Consider the following 21,448-nt stretch of genomic DNA (forward strand, 5'->3'; position numbering starts at 1 on the left):
GGAACGGCATGGATTTTTCATGGGTCGCCAAATATTGGCCGCTGCTTCTCTCCGGTGCCTGGCAGACGCTGGCGCTGCTCGTCATTTCCGTCAGCATCGGTTTCGTGCTGGCCATCGGGCTTGCCTTTGCGCAGGTCAGCGGCGGGCGGCTAACGAAAATTCTGGCGCGGGGTTATTGCACCTTCTTTCGTGGCACACCGCTGCTCATCCAGCTCTGGCTGCTTTATTACGGCGTCGGCTCGTTTTTGCCGATGATCCCCGGCCTGCGCCAGAGCTTCATGTGGCCGGTGCTGCGCGAAGGGTTCTTCTTCGCGGCTGTCAGCTTCACGCTGAATTATGCGGCCTATGAGGCGGAGGTGCTGCGCGGCGCGCTTTTGGCTGTGCCGAAAGGCGAACTGGAGGCGGGCCGGGCTTTCGGCATGGGCCGCTTTACCCTCATTCGCCGCATCTGGCTGCCGCGCGCCATCCGCATCGCGCTGCCGACCATCGCCGGTGAAGTGGTGATGCAGCTTAAGGCCACGCCGCTTGCCTTTACGGTCACTGTGATGGACCTCTACGCCGTCGCCTACAAGGTGCGGCAGGATACGCTGCTGGTCTATGAGCCGCTGATTGTCGTTACCGTCTTTTATCTCATTCTCACCGCCATCATCGCCCGCTGTTTCGGTCTTGTCGAACGGCAGGTGCCGGTGCGGCGATAAATCGTTCAAGGAGTATGAACATGGCCACTTTGCGTATCCTCGACGGCGGCATGAGCCGTGAATTGCAGCGGCTCGGCGCCGAGCTGAAACAGCCGGAATGGTCGGCGCTGGCGCTGATCAATTCGCCTGACATCGTGCGGCAGGTGCATGCGGAATTCATCGAGGCCGGTGCCGATGTGGTCACCACCAATTCCTATGCGCTGGTGCCGTTCCACATCGGCGAAGAGCGTTTCCAGAAGGATGGCGCATCGCTGATCGCCCTTTCGGGCAGGCTGGCGCGCGAAGCGGCGGATGCTTCCGGCCGTGATGTCGTGGTGGCCGGTTCGCTGCCGCCGATCTTCGGCTCCTACGAGCCGCAGAATTTCGATGCCACGCGGGTGCAGGACTATCTGAAGGTGCTGGTCGACAATCTCGCTCCTTCCGTCGATGTCTGGCTCGGTGAGACGCTGAGCCTGATCGCCGAGGGCGAGGCGGTGCGTCAGGCCGTTGCCGCAACGGATAAGCCGTTCTGGATCTCCTTCACGCTGAATGACGATGCGGCAGCGGTCGCTGGCGGCGAACCGGCGCTGCGTTCTGGCGAAACGGTGAAGGCTGCCGCTGAATGGGCGGCGCAATCGGGTGCGGCTGCCCTGCTGTTCAACTGCAGCAAGCCGGAAATCATGAAAGCCGCCGTTGAAACCGCCGCCGCCGTCTTTGCGGAAAAGGGCGTTTCGCTTGAGATCGGCGTTTATGCCAATGCTTTCGAAGGCGAACAGGGCGATTCCGCCGCCAATGAAGGTCTGCACGGTACGCGCGCCGATCTGACCGACGATGTTTATTCGCGTTTCGCCTGCTCCTGGGCGGATGCCGGCGCAACCATGATCGGCGGCTGCTGCGGCATTGGCGCTGCCCATATCCACACGGTGGCAACGGCATTGCGGCACGCGGCCGCCTGACGCTACCGCTCCAAACGCCACTATCGGAAGAATGCATGCGGCAGGCTGAAAGGCCTGCCGTTTTTTATCCCATGCACGCTCGAAGCAGATCATACGGCATAAAGGAATCTTAAAGTTTTAAAGTATAATTGTTGTATTAGTAAGCAAATAAAAGAATATTATAAAGTACTGTTTCTTGAGCTTCTTCCTGTTGCGGACAGTCTTTTTCGTCTGCTGTGTCGCCGCCGGATTCCCGGAACAGGTGCTTGCCTAGATTTCAGGGCAGGCATCCCCCCGCGGGGCAGATGCATGATGCAGTTTGCGACAGGGCGGACGATCCGGCTGATGGGGCCTTGATGATCAAGGCTTTCGACGTGCAATGTCATTTTTACCGAACACCTCCGGCACGGGAAAGGAGCGGTATCCATTTCAGGAGCTTCCCGTGTCCTTTCTTCACAACGCCAGTATCCGCACCAAAATCCTGACACTCATTTTACCGCTCTGCATCGTCGGTCTTGGCGCCACCGCGTTCATGGCCACCCGTTACAAAGAAGCCGATACGCTCTATTCCGAATTCATCGCCAGCGACAATGCCGCGCTGGTGGAGCTTGCGCGGGCAAACCGCAATCTCGTTGCCTTGGCCTATGGCGCCTATCAGGTCATGGCTTACGACGCGAATGCTCCGGAAATCAAAGTTGCCAGCCAGGCCTATAGTGACAGCAAAGGCGAGCTTCTGAAGCGGCTGGGCAATGTCAAGATGGTGTTTCCGGAAGAGAGCGCCACTGTCGATACCTTGATCGCGCAATCCCAGTCCATCGCGCAAATTACCGACAAGGCTGTCGAGTTTGGAATGGCGAACAAGAACGCGGAATCTGCTGCGCAACTCGTCAAGGCGGATGCCTCCATCAAGACAACGACGGCCACCATAACGGCGCTGCTGGACAAGCTTGCTAAGGGCGTCGTAACGGGCAGCGACGATCTGACCGACCAGACGAATTCCACGATCCTGACGTCGCTCGTCGTCGTGGGCGCCGCTTTTGCAGTGGGTATCATTCTCGCACTCTTCGTGGCCTCGCGTGGCATCACAACGCCGATTGCCCGCCTGCGTGAGCGCATGGCGTCGCTGGCCGGCGGCGATACGGCGGCCGAGATCGATGGCATGGACCGCAAGGACGAAGTCGGCCAGATGGCGGTCGCGGTTCAGGTGTTCCGCGAGAGTGCGATCGAGCGCATCCGTCTGGAGCAGGAAACCGAAGCCAATCGGTCGATGTCGGAGAAAGACCGCATCGCGCGCGAGCAGCAGAAGGCAAAGGAAGCAGCCGACGTCAAATTCGCCGTCGACAATCTCGCAGCTGGCCTTTCGAAGCTTTCGGATGGCGATGTGTCCTATCGCATCGACCAGCCGTTCACCGCGACGCTCGATGGCGTTCGTAACGACTTCAACATGTCGGCCGAGAAGCTGCAATCGGCGCTGACACGGGTTGCACAGAATGCCGGTGGCATCGGTGCAGGCGCCAACGAGATCAAGTCGGCTGCCGACGATCTGGCCAAGCGCACCGAACAGCAGGCTGCCGCCGTTGAAGAGACCGCTGCGGCGCTGGAAGAGATCACCACGACGGTGCGGGATTCCACCCGGCGTGCGCAGGAGGCGGGCCAGATCGTCAGCCGTGCCAAGGCCGGTGCCGAACAATCCGGCGATGTGGTGCGCCGCGCCGTGGTCGCCATGGAACAGATTGCCAAATCCGCCAATGAGATCTCCAACATCATCGGTGTGATCGACGAGATTGCCTTCCAGACCAACCTGCTGGCGCTGAATGCCGGTGTGGAGGCAGCGCGTGCGGGCGAGGCGGGCAAGGGCTTTGCGGTCGTGGCACAGGAAGTGCGCGAACTTGCGCAACGTTCCGCCCATGCGGCAAAAGAGATCAAGGCGCTGATCACCACGTCGAACGATCAGGTGCAGCAGGGCGTGCAGCTGGTGGGCGATACCGGCAAAGCGCTGGCGACCATCGTGTCCGAAGTGCAGGAAATCAACCGCCACGTCGTCTCTATCGTGGAAGCGGCGCAGGAACAGTCTTCGGGTCTGCAGCAGATCAATACGGCTGTGAACCAGATGGATCAGGACACGCAGAAGAATGCGGCGATGGTGGAAGAGACCAATGCCGCAAGCCATAGCCTTGCCAAGGAAGTGGCGTCGCTCAACCAGCTGCTGTCGCAGTTCAGGCTTGGCGATGCCGCCTATCAGCAGAAGAGCCAACCGGCTCCGGTTCGCAGTGCTGCGGGCAGCGACAGATCGGTGACATCTCCTGCGCGGGCGCTCGGCCGCAAGCTTGCCTCGGCATTCTCGGGCAATGCTGCTTTGGACACAAAGGGCGACTGGCAGGAGTTCTGAAGCGCAAACGGCGCGGCAGTCTCCGGTCCAAACTCAGACCGAACTGTACCTAATGACCGACGTCAAAATGCCACGCAGGCGGAAATCGTCTGCGTGGCATAATTTTATGACATCGCCACTGTCTATTGTTGCAGGACGCCGCGCCCGATAGCCGGGATGATCCTGGCCCGGGATCGGTCATTGCAGAGATCGGTTTGGGTTTCTTTGTGAACCGATTATAAAGTTTTTTATTATAATATTATTGCAGGAAAATAGATTGACGCCGCAAGCTGGCGATCTCGCGTGTTTTTTCCGAAAAATTGACGCTGTGGCCGCCGTCTCCGGCGGAGCAGCATCGCCGGGTCTCACCCGTGTTGAAGAAGGCGTATCTGCTGGCCTTCACTTCGCGGCGGACCTGCAAGCGGCCAGCAAAGCCTTGATGATGAAGGCGTTTGACGTGCAATGTCATTTTTGCCGAACACCTCCTGCACGGGAAAGGAGCGGTCTCCCATCTTTTAGAGGTCTTCCTTGTCCTTTCTTAAAAACGCCAGTATCCGCACAAAAATCCTGTCGATCCTTCTCCCCCTGTGCGTCGTTGGTCTTGCCGCCACCGCCTTCATGGCCAGCCGTTACAAGGCGGCGGACACCGCCTATTCTGATTTCATCGCCAATGACAACGCCGCACTGGTGGAGCTATCCCGTGCCAACCGCAATCTGGCGGCCCTTGCTTACGGCGCCTATCAGGTCATGGCTTATGACCCGAAGGGGGACGACATCAAGCTTGCGCAACAGAGCTATGTCGACAACAAGAAGGAATTGTTCTCGCGCCTGGAGAAAGCAAAGAGCGCCTTTCCCAAAGAAGGAACCGATCTTGACAAGTTCCTCGGGCAGATAAAGGAGACCATGGCTCTTACGGACAAGGCTGTGGAGCTCGGTCTCGTTGATCGGAATGAGGAAGCAGCGGCATTGCTGTTGACGGCGGACAGAACAATCAGGACGACAGTCACTGGCATCGCTGCACTTGTCGACAGACTAGCCAAGGGCGTCGTCGCATCCAGCGACGATCTGACCGACCAGACGAATTCCACGATCCTGACGTCGCTGGTCGTCGTGGGCGCCGCTTTTGCAGTGGGCATCATTCTCGCACTCTTCGTGGCCTCGCGTGGCATCACAACGCCGATTGCCCGCCTGCGGGAGCGCATGGTGTCTCTGGCCAGCGGCGATACGGCGGCCGAGATCGATGGCATGGACCGCAAGGACGAGGTCGGCCAGATGGCGGTTGCCGTTCAGGTGTTCCGTGAAAGCGCGATCGAGCGCATTCGCCTCGAACAGGAAACCGAAGCCAACCGGTCGATGTCGGAGAAAGAGCGTATCGCGCGCGAGCAGCAGAAGGCCAAGGAAGCAGCCGACGTCAAATTCGCCGTCGACAATCTGGCAGCTGGCCTTTCGAAGCTTTCCGACGGCGATGTCTCCTATCGCATCGACCAGCCGTTCACCGCGACGCTCGATGGCGTTCGTAACGACTTCAACATGTCGGCCGAGAAGCTGCAGTCGGCGCTGACACGGGTTGCACAGAATGCCGGTGGCATCGGTGCAGGAGCCAACGAGATCAAGTCGGCTGCCGATGATCTTGCCAAGCGCACCGAACAGCAGGCCGCCGCCGTTGAAGAAACCGCTGCGGCTCTGGAAGAGATCACCACGACGGTGCGGGATTCCACCCGGCGTGCGCAGGAGGCGGGCCAGATCGTCAGCCGTGCCAAGGCCGGTGCCGAACAATCCGGCGATGTGGTGCGCCGCGCCGTGGTCGCCATGGAACAGATCGCCAAATCCGCCAATGAGATCTCCAACATCATCGGTGTGATCGACGAGATTGCCTTCCAGACCAACCTGCTGGCGCTGAATGCCGGCGTGGAGGCAGCGCGTGCGGGCGAGGCGGGCAAGGGCTTTGCGGTCGTGGCACAGGAAGTGCGCGAACTTGCGCAACGTTCCGCCCATGCGGCAAAAGAGATCAAGGCGCTGATCACCACGTCGAACGATCAGGTGCAGCAGGGCGTGCAGCTGGTGGGCGATACCGGCAAGGCGCTGGCGACCATCGTGTCCGAAGTGCAGGAAATCAACCGCCACGTCGTCTCCATCGTGGAAGCGGCGCAGGAGCAGTCTTCGGGTCTGCAGCAGATCAATACGGCTGTGAACCAGATGGATCAGGATACGCAGAAGAATGCGGCGATGGTGGAAGAGACCAATGCGGCAAGCCATAGCCTTGCCAAGGAAGTGGCGTCTCTCAACCAGCTGCTGTCGCAGTTCAGGCTTGGCGATGACGCCTATCAGCAGAAGAGCCAGCCCGCACCGGTTCGCAGTGCTGCGGGCAGCGACAGATCGGTGACATCTCCTGCGCGGGCGCTCGGCCGCAAGCTTGCCTCGGCGTTCTCGGGCAATGCTGCTTTGGACACAAAGGGCGACTGGCAGGAGTTCTAAGAGACGATTGGCTGTCAACTAGGCATCGGCGGGGAGAGATCCCCGCCGATGCGCATTTCGCGTAACCGAAAACCACTTTGCCAAATCAGACTACAGAGAGACCGCGCCTTCTATGCAGGTGACAACATCTCCGCCAATCCAGATGTCCCGTCCGTCCGAAGAGACATGAAGCCGCCCTTCGATATGCGCCGAAATCCCCGGGGAATGGGTGGCTTTTCGCGGCGTCGTTTGCAAAGCGGATCTGCTATCGTCTTTATGAGGTCTGCGACCAATGCTGGCGTCAGCGCACCGATACGGCCCGGTCTCGCTGCGGCGACCTGCCGCCATATCCGCGTCTGAAAAGCCTGATCAGCGGCTTTTCGAACAGGAAATGCGCGGCGACCGATACGGCCAGTGCAACGATGATGATGACGGTGCCTGCGAGAAATCCGGGCGCCAGTATCTTATGGACGATCGAGATCACCAGGCCGTGCAAAAGATAAAGAGCGTAGGAGGAATCCCCGACGATCTCGATCGGCTTCAGCAGGCGTCTGGGCCATAGCCCGCCGTTCTCGAGCCACACGCATCCGGCCACGAGGAAAAAGGCAGGCACGCCCCAGGTCAACAGGCGCAGCATTCCGGATTGCTCGCTTATCAGAGCCGCGGCAACGAAACCGGTTACCGAGATAACAAGCGCGGCGATGCCCGCTTGCACACCCTGGAACATGAAGCGCGACAGCAGCAGCCCGCCAAGAAACTCCAGCAGGAGCGGCGAGGTCCAGGTCTGCATGAAGGGGGATTGCGACTGGAAAACCTGCCCCGCCAGGGCCATGGCGGACAGGATGCCGACCGTGATCGCAAGCGGTGCGCGCAGGGCAAGTCCAAGCGCAAAGACAATATAGAAGAACATTTCCATATTGAGGGTCCAGCCCACGACCAAAAGGGGAGCCACTTCGCCGTTGTCGGCCGTATAGGGAATAAAAAGCAGCGATTTCCAGAGATGTTCGAGGGTGAAGGTGAAGGTGGAAAAAACGCCCGCCATCGCCCCGGCGCACATCACCAGGGTCACGGCCCAGTACAGCGGTACGATACGGACCAGCCTATGGTATAAAAACGCGCCCGGCCCCGCCGTCGTTGCGAAAGATCCCATGATGAGGCCAGAGATGACAAAAAAGACATCCACGCCGGCGGCGCCAATCGTGAAGGGTTCGCCGATTATGTGAAACAGAAGCACCGAAAACGCCGCGAGCGCCCTCAGAAACTGGATGGAATAAACCTTTTGCATCGACACCCCTGAGAATCTCAACCGTCCACGTCCCTTGCCTCACTGCACGAGAGGCAGCGGATCGCACCCCATCGAAAAAGTCACCGCATTATCCTCATCCGATGCTTGCAAGAATTGACGGTGTATATGTTCAAAAAAAACTTAAAATCTGAAGAACCCGGCGACCGGAATTATTCCGGTGCTGTGAGAAGGTCGATTTTGACAATATTGCGGTAATTGGCGGAGCCCGGCCTCTCCGGCAAATGTGCCTTTCCATATGGCGATGCGTCGATCTACCTGAATATCAGCTATTCGACCGTATATTATAGATAACTAAAAAAAAGGGTTTTCGCGGAATAGTGGTGCTATCGCAGGAAGCATCGGATACGATGTAGCTCATATGGAAAAACGCAGCGAAGACCCCCTTATGGATGCTGGGCACCACGAACAGGCGCGTGGATATTGGCGCAATACACTGTTTTATGTGACGTTCCTTTATTTCACGGTCGGTTTCTCGCCCTATATTTCGCTCTCCTCGACCTATGAGGGATCGGCGATGGCGGCCGGGTCCAACCTTCTCAATCAGCTTACCGCGATCATCCTGCTTTTCAGCTTCGTGCTATTCATGGCGAAGGAGCGCTCGTTTTCCCTCGTCTTGACCCCGCGCCTGCTGATGGCGGCGATTTTCGGCTGGCATGTCTTCACCTCGATCGTGGGGGAAGCGCCGCTATTTTCGATCCGGCGGCTTGCGATGTGCGCCATTATCTGTGTGCTTGCCAGCGGCTTTCTGCAATTGCCGCGCACGGAACGGCAATTCACCACGCTGCTTGCCGGTTGTGTGATGATTATCCTGTTCTTGTGTTACTTCGGGGTCATCGTGTTGCCGTCGCGGTCCATCCACCAGGCCAGCGACGCGCTGGAGCCACTTCTGGCGGGTAACTGGCGCGGGGTCTTCCAGCACAAGAACGAGGCCGCCTCGGTCATGGCGGTGCTGATCATCGCGGCGATCTATCTCTGCAGGCGCTGGTCCTTCATCGGCGGCTCGATGATACTGCTGCTCTCGCTCGTCTTTCTGGTCAAGTCGGGTGGCAAGACGGTACTCGGCCTGATGCCGATTATCGTCTCGGCCGGCTGGTTCATCGTGCGCTGGCCCCGCTGGCGATATACGGTCGTGGCCCTGCTTCTGTCGGTCTTCACGGTTGTGACCGTGGGTACCACAATCGACCCGGTATTTGCGCAGATGCTGACGAAGATGGGTGTCGACGCCAGTTTTACCGGCAGAACGGATATCTGGGTCGTCGCCATCGATTACATCAGGCAAAGCCCGATCGTCGGATATGGCTACCAGGCCTTTTGGCGCAGCGACACCCTGATGTCGAGCTTCACCGAAAACAATAGCTGGGCGACGACTGCGCCATCCTCCCACAGTGGTTATTTCGACCTGTTGCTGGGGGGCGGTGTACCGGGGCTGGTTCTGGTGATGATCTGGATATGTCTGCTGCCGCTTCACTATCTCGGCAAAATGGATGCCGCCACGCGGGGCAGCCCGCTGACGCGGTTCTATATCGGCGTCTGGCTTTACGTGCTGCTTTACGGCTTTCTGGAAACCCTGTTTCTGCTCAGCTCCGGCTTCGTCTGGTTTTTACTCCTGGTGGCGGTGATGGGCCTGCATCTGCAGGCAAATGCCAGCCTTGTCGAGGATGAGGCCGAACCGCAGCCTGCCCTGACCCGCGGCGGCCCAGCGAGAGCTTGATGCCAGGAATATTGCCTACTTTGATGTGTAGCAGCAGGTGATTGCGCTCCCTTGATTCGTCGCTAGCCACAAAAGCGTCGTTGATTTCACTACTGTTTCACAACCACCATCACAAAGGTATAGGAGTCTCGATCCGATAGCTTTGTCCGCCCCAGAATCGAAGGCATAAAAAAAGGCCCGCCGAAGCGGACCTTTCAAAAACTGTTTGATCGATATCGGGGTCAGAAATCGAGGTTGAGAACGTCTTGTTTCAGGTAGTAGCGTGAATTCCGGCCGGTCGGTTCGAACAAGGACTTGATACCTTTATCTGCGACCTTGTCGCGGACGGTGACACCGAACATTCCTCTCTGCTCTGCCAAGTGCGCCAGAGAGATGTAGTTCTCCATGAAGGTTTCAACTGACTTCGAGCAGATGTAGTCGCGCACTCGCTGCGTCTTCGGATTGAAACCTTTTACGTGTTTCAGGAAACCGAAGTTCAACAGCTCCGTCACTGTGCCAGTTGCCGTTGCCAGCTTTTGGCGTACTTGTGTGGTGTTCATCAGACCGCACTCCGGATCAGCCGGATCAAAGATCGGCAACGTCAATCCAGTCGCCGACTTCTGCCGGTCCTCAACAAGTGGCTGAAGCTCCGCCAAGCTTAGTCCTAGTCCTGAAATAATTCCATCCTCACTGAGACGGCGAAGACCGGCCAGCTGTCCGTTGAAGACGAGTTCGATGATGTCGACAATGGTGCAGAACAAAATCTGGGTGGCACGACCAATAGGAACCAGCGCATCAATCTCTGTCGGCGTAGCCATAGGCGCGTCCAGGCGCTTTTTGAAAGCGTCGAAATCAGAACGACGCACGCGGGAAAAGATTCGTGTTCCATCCTGGGCAGCTTCGACACGGGGCAAAAGGTTTGCGTCTAGCATTTGCCGTACGCGATCAATGTTGATGCGAAGCTCTGATGCGATTTCAGGTGTTGTCAACGTAGTCAGGGCGACAGAGAGAATGTCGTGCGTCCGTTGCGCATCAAGGTAGATGCGCCCGCTCGACAAGTCTGTCGGTTCCGTCAGACCCGCGTCTAAAGCGAGCTGATAAACTCGGTCTTCAACCATTCCAAATTCGATGCTGGCGGACCGAACGGAGTGAAGATGACGGTGGCGTGTAGGAAGAACGAACGTTTCTTCGCTGCCGATAGGAAGGTTTCGCTCGGCGATGCCCTGGAACAGCTCGATGACTCCCGCGAACCCGTCTTTGTCTTCGTTGCGCAGTAGCCAGCGGCGGAGCTTGCCAAAAAAGCCCTGCATTTCAATTGCGAGGGGACGTTCCCGTGTAATAACTTCAGCGATCATTGCTTCAATACGTTCCGGCCCCTGGCAGGCAATTTCGAAACCGTAATCGACCAGGCTTAGTTCCCCGACCGCTGTCGCCGCACTTTCGACGAGTCCGTGCTGGATCGCGAAATTGCCGATGTTTCGGCAGAGATCGATTGCAACGTAGGCTTCGAACTGATCCAGGAATTCATTGCTTGATTTCCCGTAGATGCGATTTTCCACATAGCGCGCGACTTCGACTGAAGCGGCCAAAGGCACTGTCCCAGCCTCTTCTCGGAGACGCTCCAGGTTGTCTGCAACATAGCGAGCGAAGTCACCGTGAGCCTTTTTGTCAGGCACAGCTTCTACGATGACGCAGCCATGCTCGACGCATGCCTCGACCGCTCGCGTCATCCATGCTGCGCGGACGTAAGGGCGTGTTTGTTCCCGTCCACGGCCGTTCTGGAGGTCAGCAGCAACGCATTTCGGGCAGTAACGGTGATAGGGCCCGACCCGCATGTCCCTGCTCATCAATGCAGGGCCAAGCCACCAGTTAGAACCGGCTCCGCTGCTTTTGATGTTGTAAGAGGATAACTGATCGGCGGGCACACCTGACCACTCCGAAAGCCGTTTGATCGCTTTTGCTTCTCCGCGCTCGAACGGCAATACATTTGTGCCGTTGAGCGCGAGAAACGCCTCTAGTGAGCGATAGCTGTTCGCCATTGCCAGGCGAGAAAGCACGCTCTTGCGGGTCTCTTTATGATGATATTCCAGGGTGACGCGGAGGGTCATTTCGATGCCTTTTTCCTGGAGCGCTTCGGTTCTACCGTTTTGGAGACGAGGTCGATGAGAGCGTTGCTGCGATCAAGATCGACCCAAGCCTTCGCCGTAATGATGTTTTCAGAAGGCAGGCTGCCGGAGGTGCGGCCATAAACGAATTCAAAGTCCTTAGCCGTAACAGCCACATGACCTTTGGACAGGGCCTTGAAGCAAGCTGCACGGGCCATTTCGATCATGGTGCCGATGCCACCACCCGTCGCTTTCACAAGTCGCCCGAGAAAATCATCCGTCGACAGAGCCTTATCGACCTCCAAGCCGCAGTTGGCAGCGATGTCAGCAAGGATTTCTTGAACACGCTTGTTGTCAGCGGGTGATGACAGCGTATCAAAACGCATAAGATTCGACCGGTTAGGCATTTGCTGGTCACCGGTGAACAGTTCTGACAAATCCTCAACCCCGCTCAGGATAAGGTGAAGAGGCCAGTTCTCGATCACCAAAAAACTCTTGAAGCGATCCTTGAGCCCCATAACTGCGTGGGAGGAGCCGCCTTTCTTCAGGTGCTGCGCCTCGTCGAGGTGGAGGAGGATGGTTCCTGAGGCGCGGAGCTGGTTCTTCAACTCGTCGTAAAGGACAGTTTCATTCGAACGGTAGCTGCCATCCGCACCGAGCATGCGAAGGATGCGGATGGCCAGGTCTTTCGGCGTATTCGTGTACTCAACCTCGACACTCAGCATCGGGATGATTGTCTCGTTGTGCTCGTTCAGGTAAGGTTTGAACTCGTCAAAGCTGTCCAGGACGTGCTTGAGCGCTGTCGACTTTCCGGTACCGGACTCGCCGATAATTGCCAGGGTACGGCGGCGGCTGCCGCCTCCTGCCAAGCAATCCTTCGCGTGCTCCCAGAACTCTTCGACGCGAACACGGAGGTGCTTGGTCAGCGGCGTAGAAACAATACGACTGCTTTCGCGAACACGAAGCGCGCGAAGTTCCTCACTCTTATTGGTCATGATCAGTATTCCTCGTCGTATTTCGCAAAGTTGGAAATGAATTCTTCTGTTTCGGAATCCTTGTCGTCCTCTGCCTCACCGGCCGCTTCCGGGGCCTGTTCCATCTTGTCCTTGCTGAACAGTTCCGGCTTGTTGGTGACGACGCCAAGATGCAGCGGGTCGTCCGGAAGCGGGCCCTCGTGGAGCAGCGGCGGGACATCCTCAGACGCAACGACATTCCACGAGCCGAACACCTCCGTTTCCCATTTCAGGAAATCGGCTACAGTCGGAATGCGGGGCGAAAGGCCCGCACGCAGGGTTGCCGCTTCACCGATCTTGCGAAGGCGATTGATGGCCTCATACATAACCTTCAGACCCTGTTCCGCAGCGGTCGCATAGTGGGCACGAAGTTCGTTACGTGCCGCGATCCACTCCGCCAGGGAAACGCTATCGTCGAGACCAACAGTGTTACGTGCCACGAGCCACCCTTTGTCGGACTTGAACGCCACCTGGGCCACGCCTTCCGGATCGAATTTGATCATAATGTCGATTTCCCCATGCTTGGTGCGCATGCGTTGAAGCTCCGGGTCGTTGTAGGTGATGCCCATGAACGTGACGCCATAGGGAGTGATGCGGCGTTTAACCTTGTGGCCGAAAATCTGCAGCATTTCAGCCGGACCCGGCGGGTAGTCGATCTCATATTCCTGGCAGGCTTGAACCCAGGCATTGTGCGGAGTGTTTCCTCCAAGCCCCTCGTGCGGCTTGTTGTGGTAGATGTCGCAGATCGCGAAGATGAAAATCTTGATCAGCTCCTCGACCAGCAGACTGGCGTGTTTCTGCGGATCGTAGTCACCCTTGGCCACGACATTGTGGAAGGTACGGCCGTCGAAATACGGGGTGATCAGATGGCCGATGGAATGAAACAGCTTCTCGATAAACGGACGGCAGGCTGGTTGGCCCGCAGGTGGGCGGGTGGCTTCGATACGAGCGAGGCGAAGTACATCCTGGGTCTTCTTGGCGATGAACTCCGAGCCGTTATCATGGGTAATAAACCACGGGCGGACTTTCGCAATCCACGGCGTCTGCGCACCCACATGAGTGGACAGGTGCCGTTTATCAGTCATGATCATGCGGATCGTGGCGACAGCCGACGCACCGTTGGGAGCCAGGCTTGCCTTGAAAGCCAGGATATTGCGCGTCGCCACGTCAATGGCGGCTCCGAAGTAGATGCGCTCACGCGGGATTTTATCCTGGACGTCCTCGGGCAGGATCGCCCAGATTCCCGTCTCCACCAGCAGGGACACGAGATCGACATTGACGAAGTCCATCTCGATGCGCTGGCCGGGGGCAAGCACGGTGAAGCTGCGGCGGATCGCCATGAACTTGCGAATGGCGAATTTCTCACCCATGCGGCTCGCCACAACATGGAACACGTCGAACTTGGCGATCATCGCCTCGAACTTTTTGCGCGAGACCTTTTCGACCTGGCGGTGCACCGCAACGGTTTTATTATGCGCATGAAGAGCGGCCAGGTAGTTGCGGTAGGTGTGGGCCTTTGTCGGACGGCTCCGGTCGAGGTAGCCCATCGCCTCCTTGTGTGCGAAGGCAATCGACGCCGGTTTGAACGAGAACAGCTTTGGCCCAGGACCGTGATGACGCGGTAAAAGCGCCATCACATCCATGTCGCAGCCGTGATAGAGGTCGTGCCAACGTTTGAAGGTTTTGGCGCTCGGGCGGTTGAAGACGATAATCTCCTCCGCCTGATCGGCGCGGCCCCTCTCCGTTTCTTCATCCTCTTCGTCCAGGTCTAGCAGATCGCCGATGACCTCTTTGCGCCATTTGCGCAGATACGGCTCCAATACTTTTTCGGAAAAAGGCAGGCGCTTACCGGTAAGTTCGCACTCGTCGGCATACTTTTGCAGCATCTTCTCGCGCCAAAGGGCGATAGTTTGAAGATGCGGCCTGTCGTCGAAGTCGCTCCAGGTCTGGTCGCCGAAGGCTGCGCGAAGCGCCTGCTGAGCGACGCCATTATGGCCGTATTTGATTTCGGCTTGGTTGGAATCGAGCGCCTTGTAGATTTCCGAGTGAGTGAGGAAAATCTTGCGCTCGGCATCGTTCTCGGCCTGCATCATGTAGCCGAGATCATCGCGCATCAGCGGGATGAAGTTTTCGTTGCGCTTTTTATCTTCGTAACGGTCCTGCCGGGCCATCCCGATCATGGAATGGATGAAGCGGCGTGCAGGTACAGGGCGAAAATCCATAGGATGTCCTTTCGTTGATTGGACGGCGGTGGAACGGGAGTTTTCAGGTGGCGCGCAGCCAGGAGAGTTCATCGATCAGGCCACGATTGACCGGTTCGATGAGGCCGAGGTCGAGGAGACGCCAGATGGCGGTACGGCGTTTGGCGCGAGGCCAGCAGTTCAGGAGCAACTGTCCGAAACGAAAGGCACCGGGAAGTTGCTGGACGATGTCATAGAGTACGGCGCATTCGGCCTGGTCGTGATGAGAACGGGACGAGAGCAGGAAATAAGCGTTTTCGAATGCTTCCTGGGTTGCCTGCGCATTCGTTACCAGAGCGACGGCATCAGCGACGCCGACCGAGCGCTTTCCACCCTTGCCGATCCCGGTGACGCCGTTGTCACAGATGCGCTCGATCAGATCGAGCATCTCGGCACGTTTACGTTCGTACTTCACGACGATTGCGATACGGGTGCCGTCGAGCAGCTCGATGAAGTAGTCGCAGGTATGGTGATGCACCTCTCCATCCTCATCGATCCATTCGACCTTTGGGTATTGGGAGATCAGCCGGGCAAGGCCGCGATATGTTTGAAGAACGACGCTCACACGATGTTCAAGGCCGCTTTCGTGGTAGATGACAGTGTCACGGTAGAAGGTGTGACCACGCGTCGTCTTCGCTTGCTTGAGCGCGGGCATGCGCACGGCAAGGCCATGATCGGGCTCGTGCCAGGCGGAGCGCGGCTTGGCCGCCATCGAACCGCTGACTGCGAGGTAGCTGGCGGAAGTCGGCACCGGCAACTGATCGAAGGTGGAAGCCGATCCGTTCGGGAAGGAAAGTTCACGCAGTCCAGCGCGTTTCAGGTAAAGATGCTTGGCGATCTTATGAGTATGACGCACGTCCGTGCTCCTCAATTTGGCAAAGCTCCGCCCTTGGCTGAATAGCCAAAGGATGCTGCCTGATGTTTTCGGATTAGGTTGCGGGCCGGAGGCCTTAGGAACGGTCGAACGCTTTCAGGCGCTCGCCGACTGACGAGAAGAAGCAGTCCTTGACGTCATAAAAGCCAAGGCAATCGGTGGTCGAGAAATCGTCAGCCGGGTGGTATCCGAACCAGTTGCGCTTGGCCTTGCCTTTACGACGCTTGGGACGCACGTTTTCGTTCCGTGTCGCCACGGTTTTCATTCCAGGGTTTGCCATTTGGTTGATCTCGGTTTAACGCTGAACCCTGCCCGACATCATGTCGATGGTTCGCAATTCCTTGCCGCGTTGATGGCGACGAGGGGATAATCCGATATCTTCACGGCCACCGCAGGTGTCGGAACCAACTGAGACAAGACTCATTTCGGTTGCAACATCGCGAGGAGAAGCAACCTTCGGGCGTGGCTGACCGAACGTTTCGCGACAGGTCGCGACGGCTCGAAGCAGTCACCAAATGGCCATGTGTTGGGAGACAGGTGGACCTGGAATGCGCGTGCGCGCCAGCAGTCGTTAAGGCAGTTAGCCTGCGAACCCGTAGCGAGCGCTGAGCGCTTGATGAGGTATTCGGAAGAACGACATTACTCTTCTCCAAAGGACGCGCCGCAACGAATGCCACCGGGCGAGAGGCAAGTCCAGCCAGGGTCGTTAAGATTTTATTAAAGATTGAAGTATGGTTAACGCGATATCGGGCCACGTTGTTGTCCCATGCAGCTTCGTGGCGGTGAAATAGGGTGACCCAAATTGGAGAGCCCTACATATGAAATTTCTGAAGTTGCAAAGATTAGGCGAGGTACAGGAGAAGCTGAAGCCCGTCCTTGCCGAACTCGGACTGCAAGCGCGATATGAGAGAAACTCGACTTTGGGCGGGGACATTTGCTTCGAAAATGAAGACGGCAGCTTGCATCATGCGGTGACCATCCTTGTTACGGATACGCTCTTCACCAATTCTGTAAACCCTTGGAAAGGCACATGTCTGCAAATCAAGGATGTCGGAGAAGAGCCGCTAGGCTATGGCGACTGGAAGTTTGTCGAATGGGGCTGCCCATCCGATACTCCCAAATTTCGCGGGGACGTCGACGAGATATTTGCTCAGATCGCGACGTATCTGAAAGAGTATCCGGTTCTGCGCATTCGCAATTCGCATCCCGGGCTGATCGACAACACCGATTTCGTTAAGGTCCTGCGCGACGTTGAACAGACAATTCAAGACAAAACGGATAGACCGATAACGGTGAACAGGATCGATGGTGTTCTTTCGATCAACTTTGAAGTCGGGGACGACAAGTGGCGAATTGATGTCGCCAATTACGACGCTAAACTTGTTATCAATGACGTAGAGGTCAATATGGTCAAGGGTTTCAGCGTCCCGCAGGTTAAGGAAATGCTCTGGGAAGAATGGCGCAAGCGCGACATTCCTGACCTGGGTTTCGACTTTTAAGGCAAGAGTCCCTGATCCACCAAACCGGTCAGGGACCTTCCTCCTCCATCAGGATGTGTGCACGCCATTCTAGCGCCTTGCGACGCGCAGGATTTTGGCTCTCGGACATGCTTCGGAAGCCGGATGCTGTCTTCCACCGTATGCCGTCGAGCTTCTGCCGCGCCGCTAGATCAATATCCACATCCTGACCTGTGAGAGCGGCATGGATGACGTGGCCGATGACGCGATAGATGACCGGCGGCGTCGTTTCGCAGATTTGTGCACATTGCTCATGGAACGACCCAAGAAATGTCCAGTCATCTGGTATCCCCTGCAGCCTCTTCAAAATAGAAAGCGACAGTGGCACAGAATAGGTTTGCAGGTCTTCGAGCCGTGGTGTGACGGTATACGTTTCGTCCCTGTTGAAGCCTCTTTCATGCCAGTTGTTAAAGGTGTCAGAACTTCCGCGAATGAGGCTCAGGGTATCGCGCGCGTCCTTATGACCGTGATCCGCCAGCCATTCCGTCGCCCATTTGTGATACTTGATCTGGCCTTTCGTCCGCGACTCTTCTGGAATTGCTTCAATCTCCGGTAAGAAGCCGAAAGCCACGTCAGCGATAGCCTCGCCGACCGTTATTTTTATCGGGTTCGCCAGAATCGGCTGCCGGAGCCGCGATCCATACTCCTTTGCCACACCCATCAAGATTGATCTCGGCCGATCCTGTGGCACGCCGAACGATAAAGCGTTCAGTTCAAAATCTGTGATTAGATACCCCAGCTCATCGGCCTGACGCGCCAGCCGGTTGCGAAGGGGAAGATGTTTTGGGCCGCGAAACTCTGCAGAAGTTTCGAAGAAGAAGCCTTTCGGCCTGATATCCCGGAGCAGCTGAAACGCGTGGCCGAACTGCTGACGTTCGTCGGCTTCGCCTCGGCCTCTTTCCTTAAACGGTTGGTCTGTGAGTGTCGCAGCAAGAAGATGGACATCTTGCCCTTTGAGGCGACCGATCTCGCCGTTCAGATCAGCGAGAAGTTCGTCGTTGTCGATCTGAAAGCGCCGCACGTTCCAGCTGTGCGGGAATGTTCGTTTTCTGGGCTGCTCCAGAGGCAGAGGGTTAAACCGTACTGCGGAAGTGCCCTCCATCGTATATGCGACAACTTTCTGTCGACCGGATGGCGTCAATAAACGGCCTCTCGGCCTTCCCGGCTTCATCGACGTGTAGGTTGCGCGAGCACGGAAACCGGCCGCATCGAGCCCGACTGCTTCAACCCCGCTCGCAGCACGCAAGATGAACGCATTCAGCTTTCCAACCGGTCTCGGCGAGAAGCGTCGTGAGAGAGTGCTGCCGCCATGAATACCGGCGAGATAAGCAATGGACGACAGCGCGTCCCAGTGACCGTGTTCGGAATTGTCGGAAGGAAACCCACCTAGAAACCCGCCTACCTGGAGGGCCACAAGGGCATGTCTTGCTTCCGCAAAACAGCGGAGCGTTGGATCATCAATACCAACGAGTCCCCAGTTGGATTTTGGGATAGCGCGACCCGGAAATAATTCGTCGAATTCCTTGAGAAGGGTTTTCGCCAGGGCGACAATTTCATCTTCTTTCTCTCCGAAGAACGTTTCCTCAATCTCGCTAACCTTTACGCCCTCCTGACGTAACGCTTCGATGTCTTCATCGCTCAGGTCTGCAAGGACATTGTAGTCCTCAACCCTCTCATAGTAATGGCGCACATATCTCAGGCGCTCTGCATAACCTTGCAAAGCGATGTGCAGTTCCCTGACCATGGAGGTGAATGACTGCTGCCGCTCTCGCGCCATGCGAATACATTCGGCTTCGAAACATTCCTCCCGAAGTTTTTTAACGACATCGATATCCGGAATTTTCGAGCGCTCTGGAATATCGCGAAGGCGTACGATTTCGTTGGCACCGAGAGGTCCACCGGCATTGCCGAGGCTCATTGCCTGAGCGATAGCTTCGTCGCTGGAGTGCACGAGTGCGCGAACGCCGTCGTATCCCAGCCCTTGTGACTTGATCGAATCCTCGTAGTGACCGAGCTTCGACGTCAATTCCATGTACGTGATGATTTCATCTTCATTGAGGCCGCAGTCGCGGAGAAGAGAAATGATGTTCGCAGTGTCGTGCGTTTCTCGAAGCTCATCGATCTTCTCAGCGAGCGCGAAAATGCCTTTGCTTTGGTTCAGGCGCATCCTGTTGATCGCAATACCTGCCGCGTGAAGGGTTTCATCATATGGCGATCTTTTGCTCGGGCGATTTTTTGCGGGCATTTTTTGACGAGAATTCCTTGCGGTGGTGTTTCCCATTGCCACAAAAGGAATTCTCGTCGTCCAAACAGAACGATTAAATCTTGAAATACTTTGAGGATTGATCGCTTGGTTGCGTCAGCCCCGAATTTTTCTCCGGCTGGACCGCTCTAAAATCTCGGCCACTTTCTCTGGATCGAGAGTGCAGCGATCAAATAATTCCTTTGCGAGCGCGAGCAGTACATCGCGCTCGTTCTCAAGTATTCCTTTCGCGCGGGAAAATTCGTCTGCAAGTTTCGCGTCGATGTGTTTGCGGAGATCGGGATCGCTGCGACGCAGGGTTTCGAGACCGTCATCATCCGTTGCCACGCAATGACGGTACGACGCTCCCATTCCAAAGGATGTTTCCATCATCGTGGCCAGCCAGGTTGCCCTAGCCAGATCGGACGACTGACCCGCACCCGCACCGTCAAAAGTTTCCCCAAAAATAAGTTCTTCAGCGGCAAGTCCCGCCATCGTCATTGCGATCCGGTCGCTGTAGTTGGCTCTCCCCCGGTTCGCGATTATCGGCATCTCAAAATACGCGGCTCCTGCCTGACTGCTAGCGCCTTTACCGAGCGACAATTGTTGGACGAGACGCGTGCCGACGTATTTGCCGACGCCGAGCGTGACCCCTACCAAGGTATGTCCGGCTTCATGAACCGCGTTGGCGTAGCGGTGTTCATCAGTCAACCGGACGACTTCCGGCAACCCTTCAAGCACGTCTTCAATGGTCAGATTCCGCTTTCCCCGGCGAGCGATGCGTCGAGCGTGGCGCGCCGCTTGGGCGAGGTCCGCACCGGACATCCCTTGTGTCGGGACGACCAGCCTTTCCAGCTCGTCTGCCGGGATTCGGAAGTCGACATGCTGTGACAGGATTGCCAGCCGATCTGCAGCATCCGGCAGCGGGATCGCCACATGTCGTTCCAGGCGACCTGCACGAACAACGGCGGGATCGATCCTGTCATAGTGATTGGTCGCGCCCATAACGATCACGCCCTCTCTGCCACCGATCCCGTCCAACTGTTCAAGGAAGGCATTGACGACCTGGATCGAATAATCCGCATTGTCGTGTTTGAATTTCTGCCGGTCGCCAATTGAATCCAGTTCGTCAACGAACAGGATGGATGGCACTGCTGCCCTTGCAGATACGAAGTCCGCCCTCATGGCCTTCAACAAATCCCCAAGGTGACCGCGTGATTGCCACTGGCCAAGGGATGTCGCGATCAGTTTTACGCCGCATTGCTTCGCCACGGCCTGAGCGAAAATAGTCTTGCCCACTCCGGGAGCGCCGCTAAGGACAATGCCCCGGTCCACGTCATCCCAATCGATGACGCCATTTCGCCAGTCTTCCAGGTCCTGCGCCAGCTGCATTCCCCAGGCTTTTGCATCGCCGTACCCGTACATGTGCTCCAGAGCAGGAACCTCCCGAGATGGTCGGTGCGTCACCACGCCTTCCTGGTCGGGTCCGGCCGACGTCAACCGTTCCAGGACCGAGGACATCGACCGGCCGCGACGGAGGGCCGACCACAACAGCTGCTCCGGATATGAAACTGCTTGCTTAGCCTCTTTGCTGCTTACCTTGATCCCCAAGACGATCCGGCATGCGATCTGCAGGTCGCGTGGTGTGATCGGAGGGATGTTGGTAATGACGTCTGCGCCGACTTTGATCTCGGCAGGAATGATCGCTCCATGCTCGACGATCACGATGGCTCGCCGCTTCTTCGAGCACTCATCGCGGAAGGTGTCCAACGTCTTCGACAGCTTGTCGCTTTTCAGGAGATACATGAAACCACGATCATCGCGGCGGAAGTCATCATCGGGGAATAGCTGGTCTAGAAGGGCTGGTCCGTACCGGACGGGTGAATGACTTTCTGGTGCGACCAGAACGAGGATGCCTTCGCCGCCTCCCGCGAACACGGGGTGGGACTTGAGGGATCGCTTCAACGAGCACATGAATGCGAAGTCTTCAGCGGTTTTCACGCTGGTGGATTGTTTCTTGGACATGG

The 21,448-nt window shown here is 57.1% G+C and carries 15 protein-coding genes; 6 read left to right on the forward strand and 9 right to left on the reverse strand.

Annotation, left to right across the window (positions count from 1 at the left end; all coding sequences use genetic code 11):
- Nucleotides 1-8 precede the first annotated feature (8 nt).
- The 3 genes from ACFVTJ_RS00985 (at nucleotide 9) to ACFVTJ_RS00995 (ending at nucleotide 4,001) form a co-directional block, all read left to right on the forward strand.
- Nucleotides 9-698, forward strand: a complete 690-nt coding sequence (locus ACFVTJ_RS00985; protein ID WP_386903845.1) for an ABC transporter permease — start codon at nucleotides 9-11, stop codon at nucleotides 696-698.
- Between the two features lie 20 nt (nucleotides 699-718).
- Nucleotides 719-1,633: a homocysteine S-methyltransferase family protein gene (locus ACFVTJ_RS00990; protein WP_386903847.1), complete on the forward strand. Its 915-nt coding sequence runs from the start codon at nucleotides 719-721 to the stop codon at nucleotides 1,631-1,633.
- Nucleotides 1,634-2,054: 421 nt separating this feature from the next.
- Nucleotides 2,055-4,001: a methyl-accepting chemotaxis protein gene (locus ACFVTJ_RS00995; RefSeq protein WP_386903849.1), complete on the forward strand. Its 1,947-nt coding sequence runs from the start codon at nucleotides 2,055-2,057 to the stop codon at nucleotides 3,999-4,001.
- 238 nt (nucleotides 4,002-4,239) lie between these two features.
- Here ACFVTJ_RS00995 and ACFVTJ_RS01000 read toward each other — a convergent pair whose 3' ends face one another.
- Nucleotides 4,240-4,449, reverse strand: coding sequence for a hypothetical protein (locus ACFVTJ_RS01000; protein ID WP_386903851.1), 210 nt, complete (start codon nucleotides 4,447-4,449; stop codon nucleotides 4,240-4,242).
- A 59-nt stretch (nucleotides 4,450-4,508) separates the two neighbouring features.
- Here ACFVTJ_RS01000 and ACFVTJ_RS01005 point away from each other — a divergent pair, with 59 nt between their 5' ends.
- Nucleotides 4,509-6,455, forward strand: coding sequence for a methyl-accepting chemotaxis protein (locus ACFVTJ_RS01005; RefSeq protein ID WP_386903853.1), 1,947 nt, complete (start codon nucleotides 4,509-4,511; stop codon nucleotides 6,453-6,455).
- A 280-nt stretch (nucleotides 6,456-6,735) separates the two neighbouring features.
- Here ACFVTJ_RS01005 and uppZ read toward each other — a convergent pair whose 3' ends face one another.
- Nucleotides 6,736-7,719, reverse strand: a complete 984-nt coding sequence (gene uppZ / locus ACFVTJ_RS01010) for a polysaccharide biosynthesis acyltransferase UppZ (protein WP_386903855.1) — start codon at nucleotides 7,717-7,719, stop codon at nucleotides 6,736-6,738.
- Nucleotides 7,720-8,125: 406 nt separating this feature from the next.
- On the opposite strand from uppZ, the gene uppW reads away from it, so the two are divergent.
- Nucleotides 8,126-9,451 carry a Wzy-type polysaccharide biosynthesis protein UppW gene (gene uppW, locus ACFVTJ_RS01015; RefSeq protein ID WP_386905229.1) on the forward strand — a complete coding sequence of 442 codons (1,326 nt, stop codon included), beginning with the start codon at nucleotides 8,126-8,128 and terminating at the stop codon, nucleotides 9,449-9,451.
- Nucleotides 9,452-9,672: 221 nt separating this feature from the next.
- On the opposite strand, the gene ACFVTJ_RS01020 is transcribed toward uppW, so the two are convergent.
- The 5 genes from ACFVTJ_RS01020 to ACFVTJ_RS01040 form a co-directional block, all read right to left on the reverse strand.
- The gene (locus tag ACFVTJ_RS01020; RefSeq protein ID WP_386903856.1) at nucleotides 9,673-11,538 is read right to left on the reverse strand and encodes a TniQ family protein; all 1,866 of its coding nucleotides are present in this window, start codon (nucleotides 11,536-11,538) and stop codon (nucleotides 9,673-9,675) included.
- Nucleotides 11,535-12,530: an AAA family ATPase gene (locus tag ACFVTJ_RS01025; RefSeq protein ID WP_386903858.1), complete on the reverse strand. Its 996-nt coding sequence runs from the start codon at nucleotides 12,528-12,530 to the stop codon at nucleotides 11,535-11,537. Before ACFVTJ_RS01025 ends, ACFVTJ_RS01020 begins: the two co-directional genes overlap by 4 nt.
- A gap of 2 nt (nucleotides 12,531-12,532) precedes the next feature.
- Entirely contained in the window at nucleotides 12,533-14,770 is a 2,238-nt protein-coding gene (locus ACFVTJ_RS01030; RefSeq protein ID WP_386903860.1) for a Mu transposase C-terminal domain-containing protein, read from the reverse strand.
- Between the two features lie 43 nt (nucleotides 14,771-14,813).
- Nucleotides 14,814-15,644 (reverse strand): hypothetical protein, encoded by an 831-nt coding sequence (locus ACFVTJ_RS01035; RefSeq protein ID WP_386903862.1) that lies wholly within the window; start codon nucleotides 15,642-15,644, stop codon nucleotides 14,814-14,816.
- A 94-nt stretch (nucleotides 15,645-15,738) separates the two neighbouring features.
- Nucleotides 15,739-15,918: a hypothetical protein gene (locus tag ACFVTJ_RS01040; RefSeq protein ID WP_162764483.1), complete on the reverse strand. Its 180-nt coding sequence runs from the start codon at nucleotides 15,916-15,918 to the stop codon at nucleotides 15,739-15,741.
- Between the two features lie 562 nt (nucleotides 15,919-16,480).
- Between ACFVTJ_RS01040 and ACFVTJ_RS01045 the strand changes: the two genes are divergently transcribed.
- Nucleotides 16,481-17,161 carry a hypothetical protein gene (locus ACFVTJ_RS01045; protein WP_386903864.1) on the forward strand — a complete coding sequence of 227 codons (681 nt, stop codon included), beginning with the start codon at nucleotides 16,481-16,483 and terminating at the stop codon, nucleotides 17,159-17,161.
- A 28-nt stretch (nucleotides 17,162-17,189) separates the two neighbouring features.
- Here ACFVTJ_RS01045 and ACFVTJ_RS01050 read toward each other — a convergent pair whose 3' ends face one another.
- Nucleotides 17,190-19,460: a DNA cytosine methyltransferase gene (locus tag ACFVTJ_RS01050; RefSeq protein ID WP_386903866.1), complete on the reverse strand. Its 2,271-nt coding sequence runs from the start codon at nucleotides 19,458-19,460 to the stop codon at nucleotides 17,190-17,192.
- A gap of 78 nt (nucleotides 19,461-19,538) precedes the next feature.
- Nucleotides 19,539-21,446: an AAA family ATPase gene (locus ACFVTJ_RS01055; protein WP_386903867.1), complete on the reverse strand. Its 1,908-nt coding sequence runs from the start codon at nucleotides 21,444-21,446 to the stop codon at nucleotides 19,539-19,541.
- Nucleotides 21,447-21,448 lie beyond the last annotated feature (2 nt).

This window comes from Agrobacterium sp. NPDC058088 (assembly GCF_042885035.1).
Taxonomy (GTDB): Bacteria; Pseudomonadota; Alphaproteobacteria; order Rhizobiales; family Rhizobiaceae; genus Agrobacterium.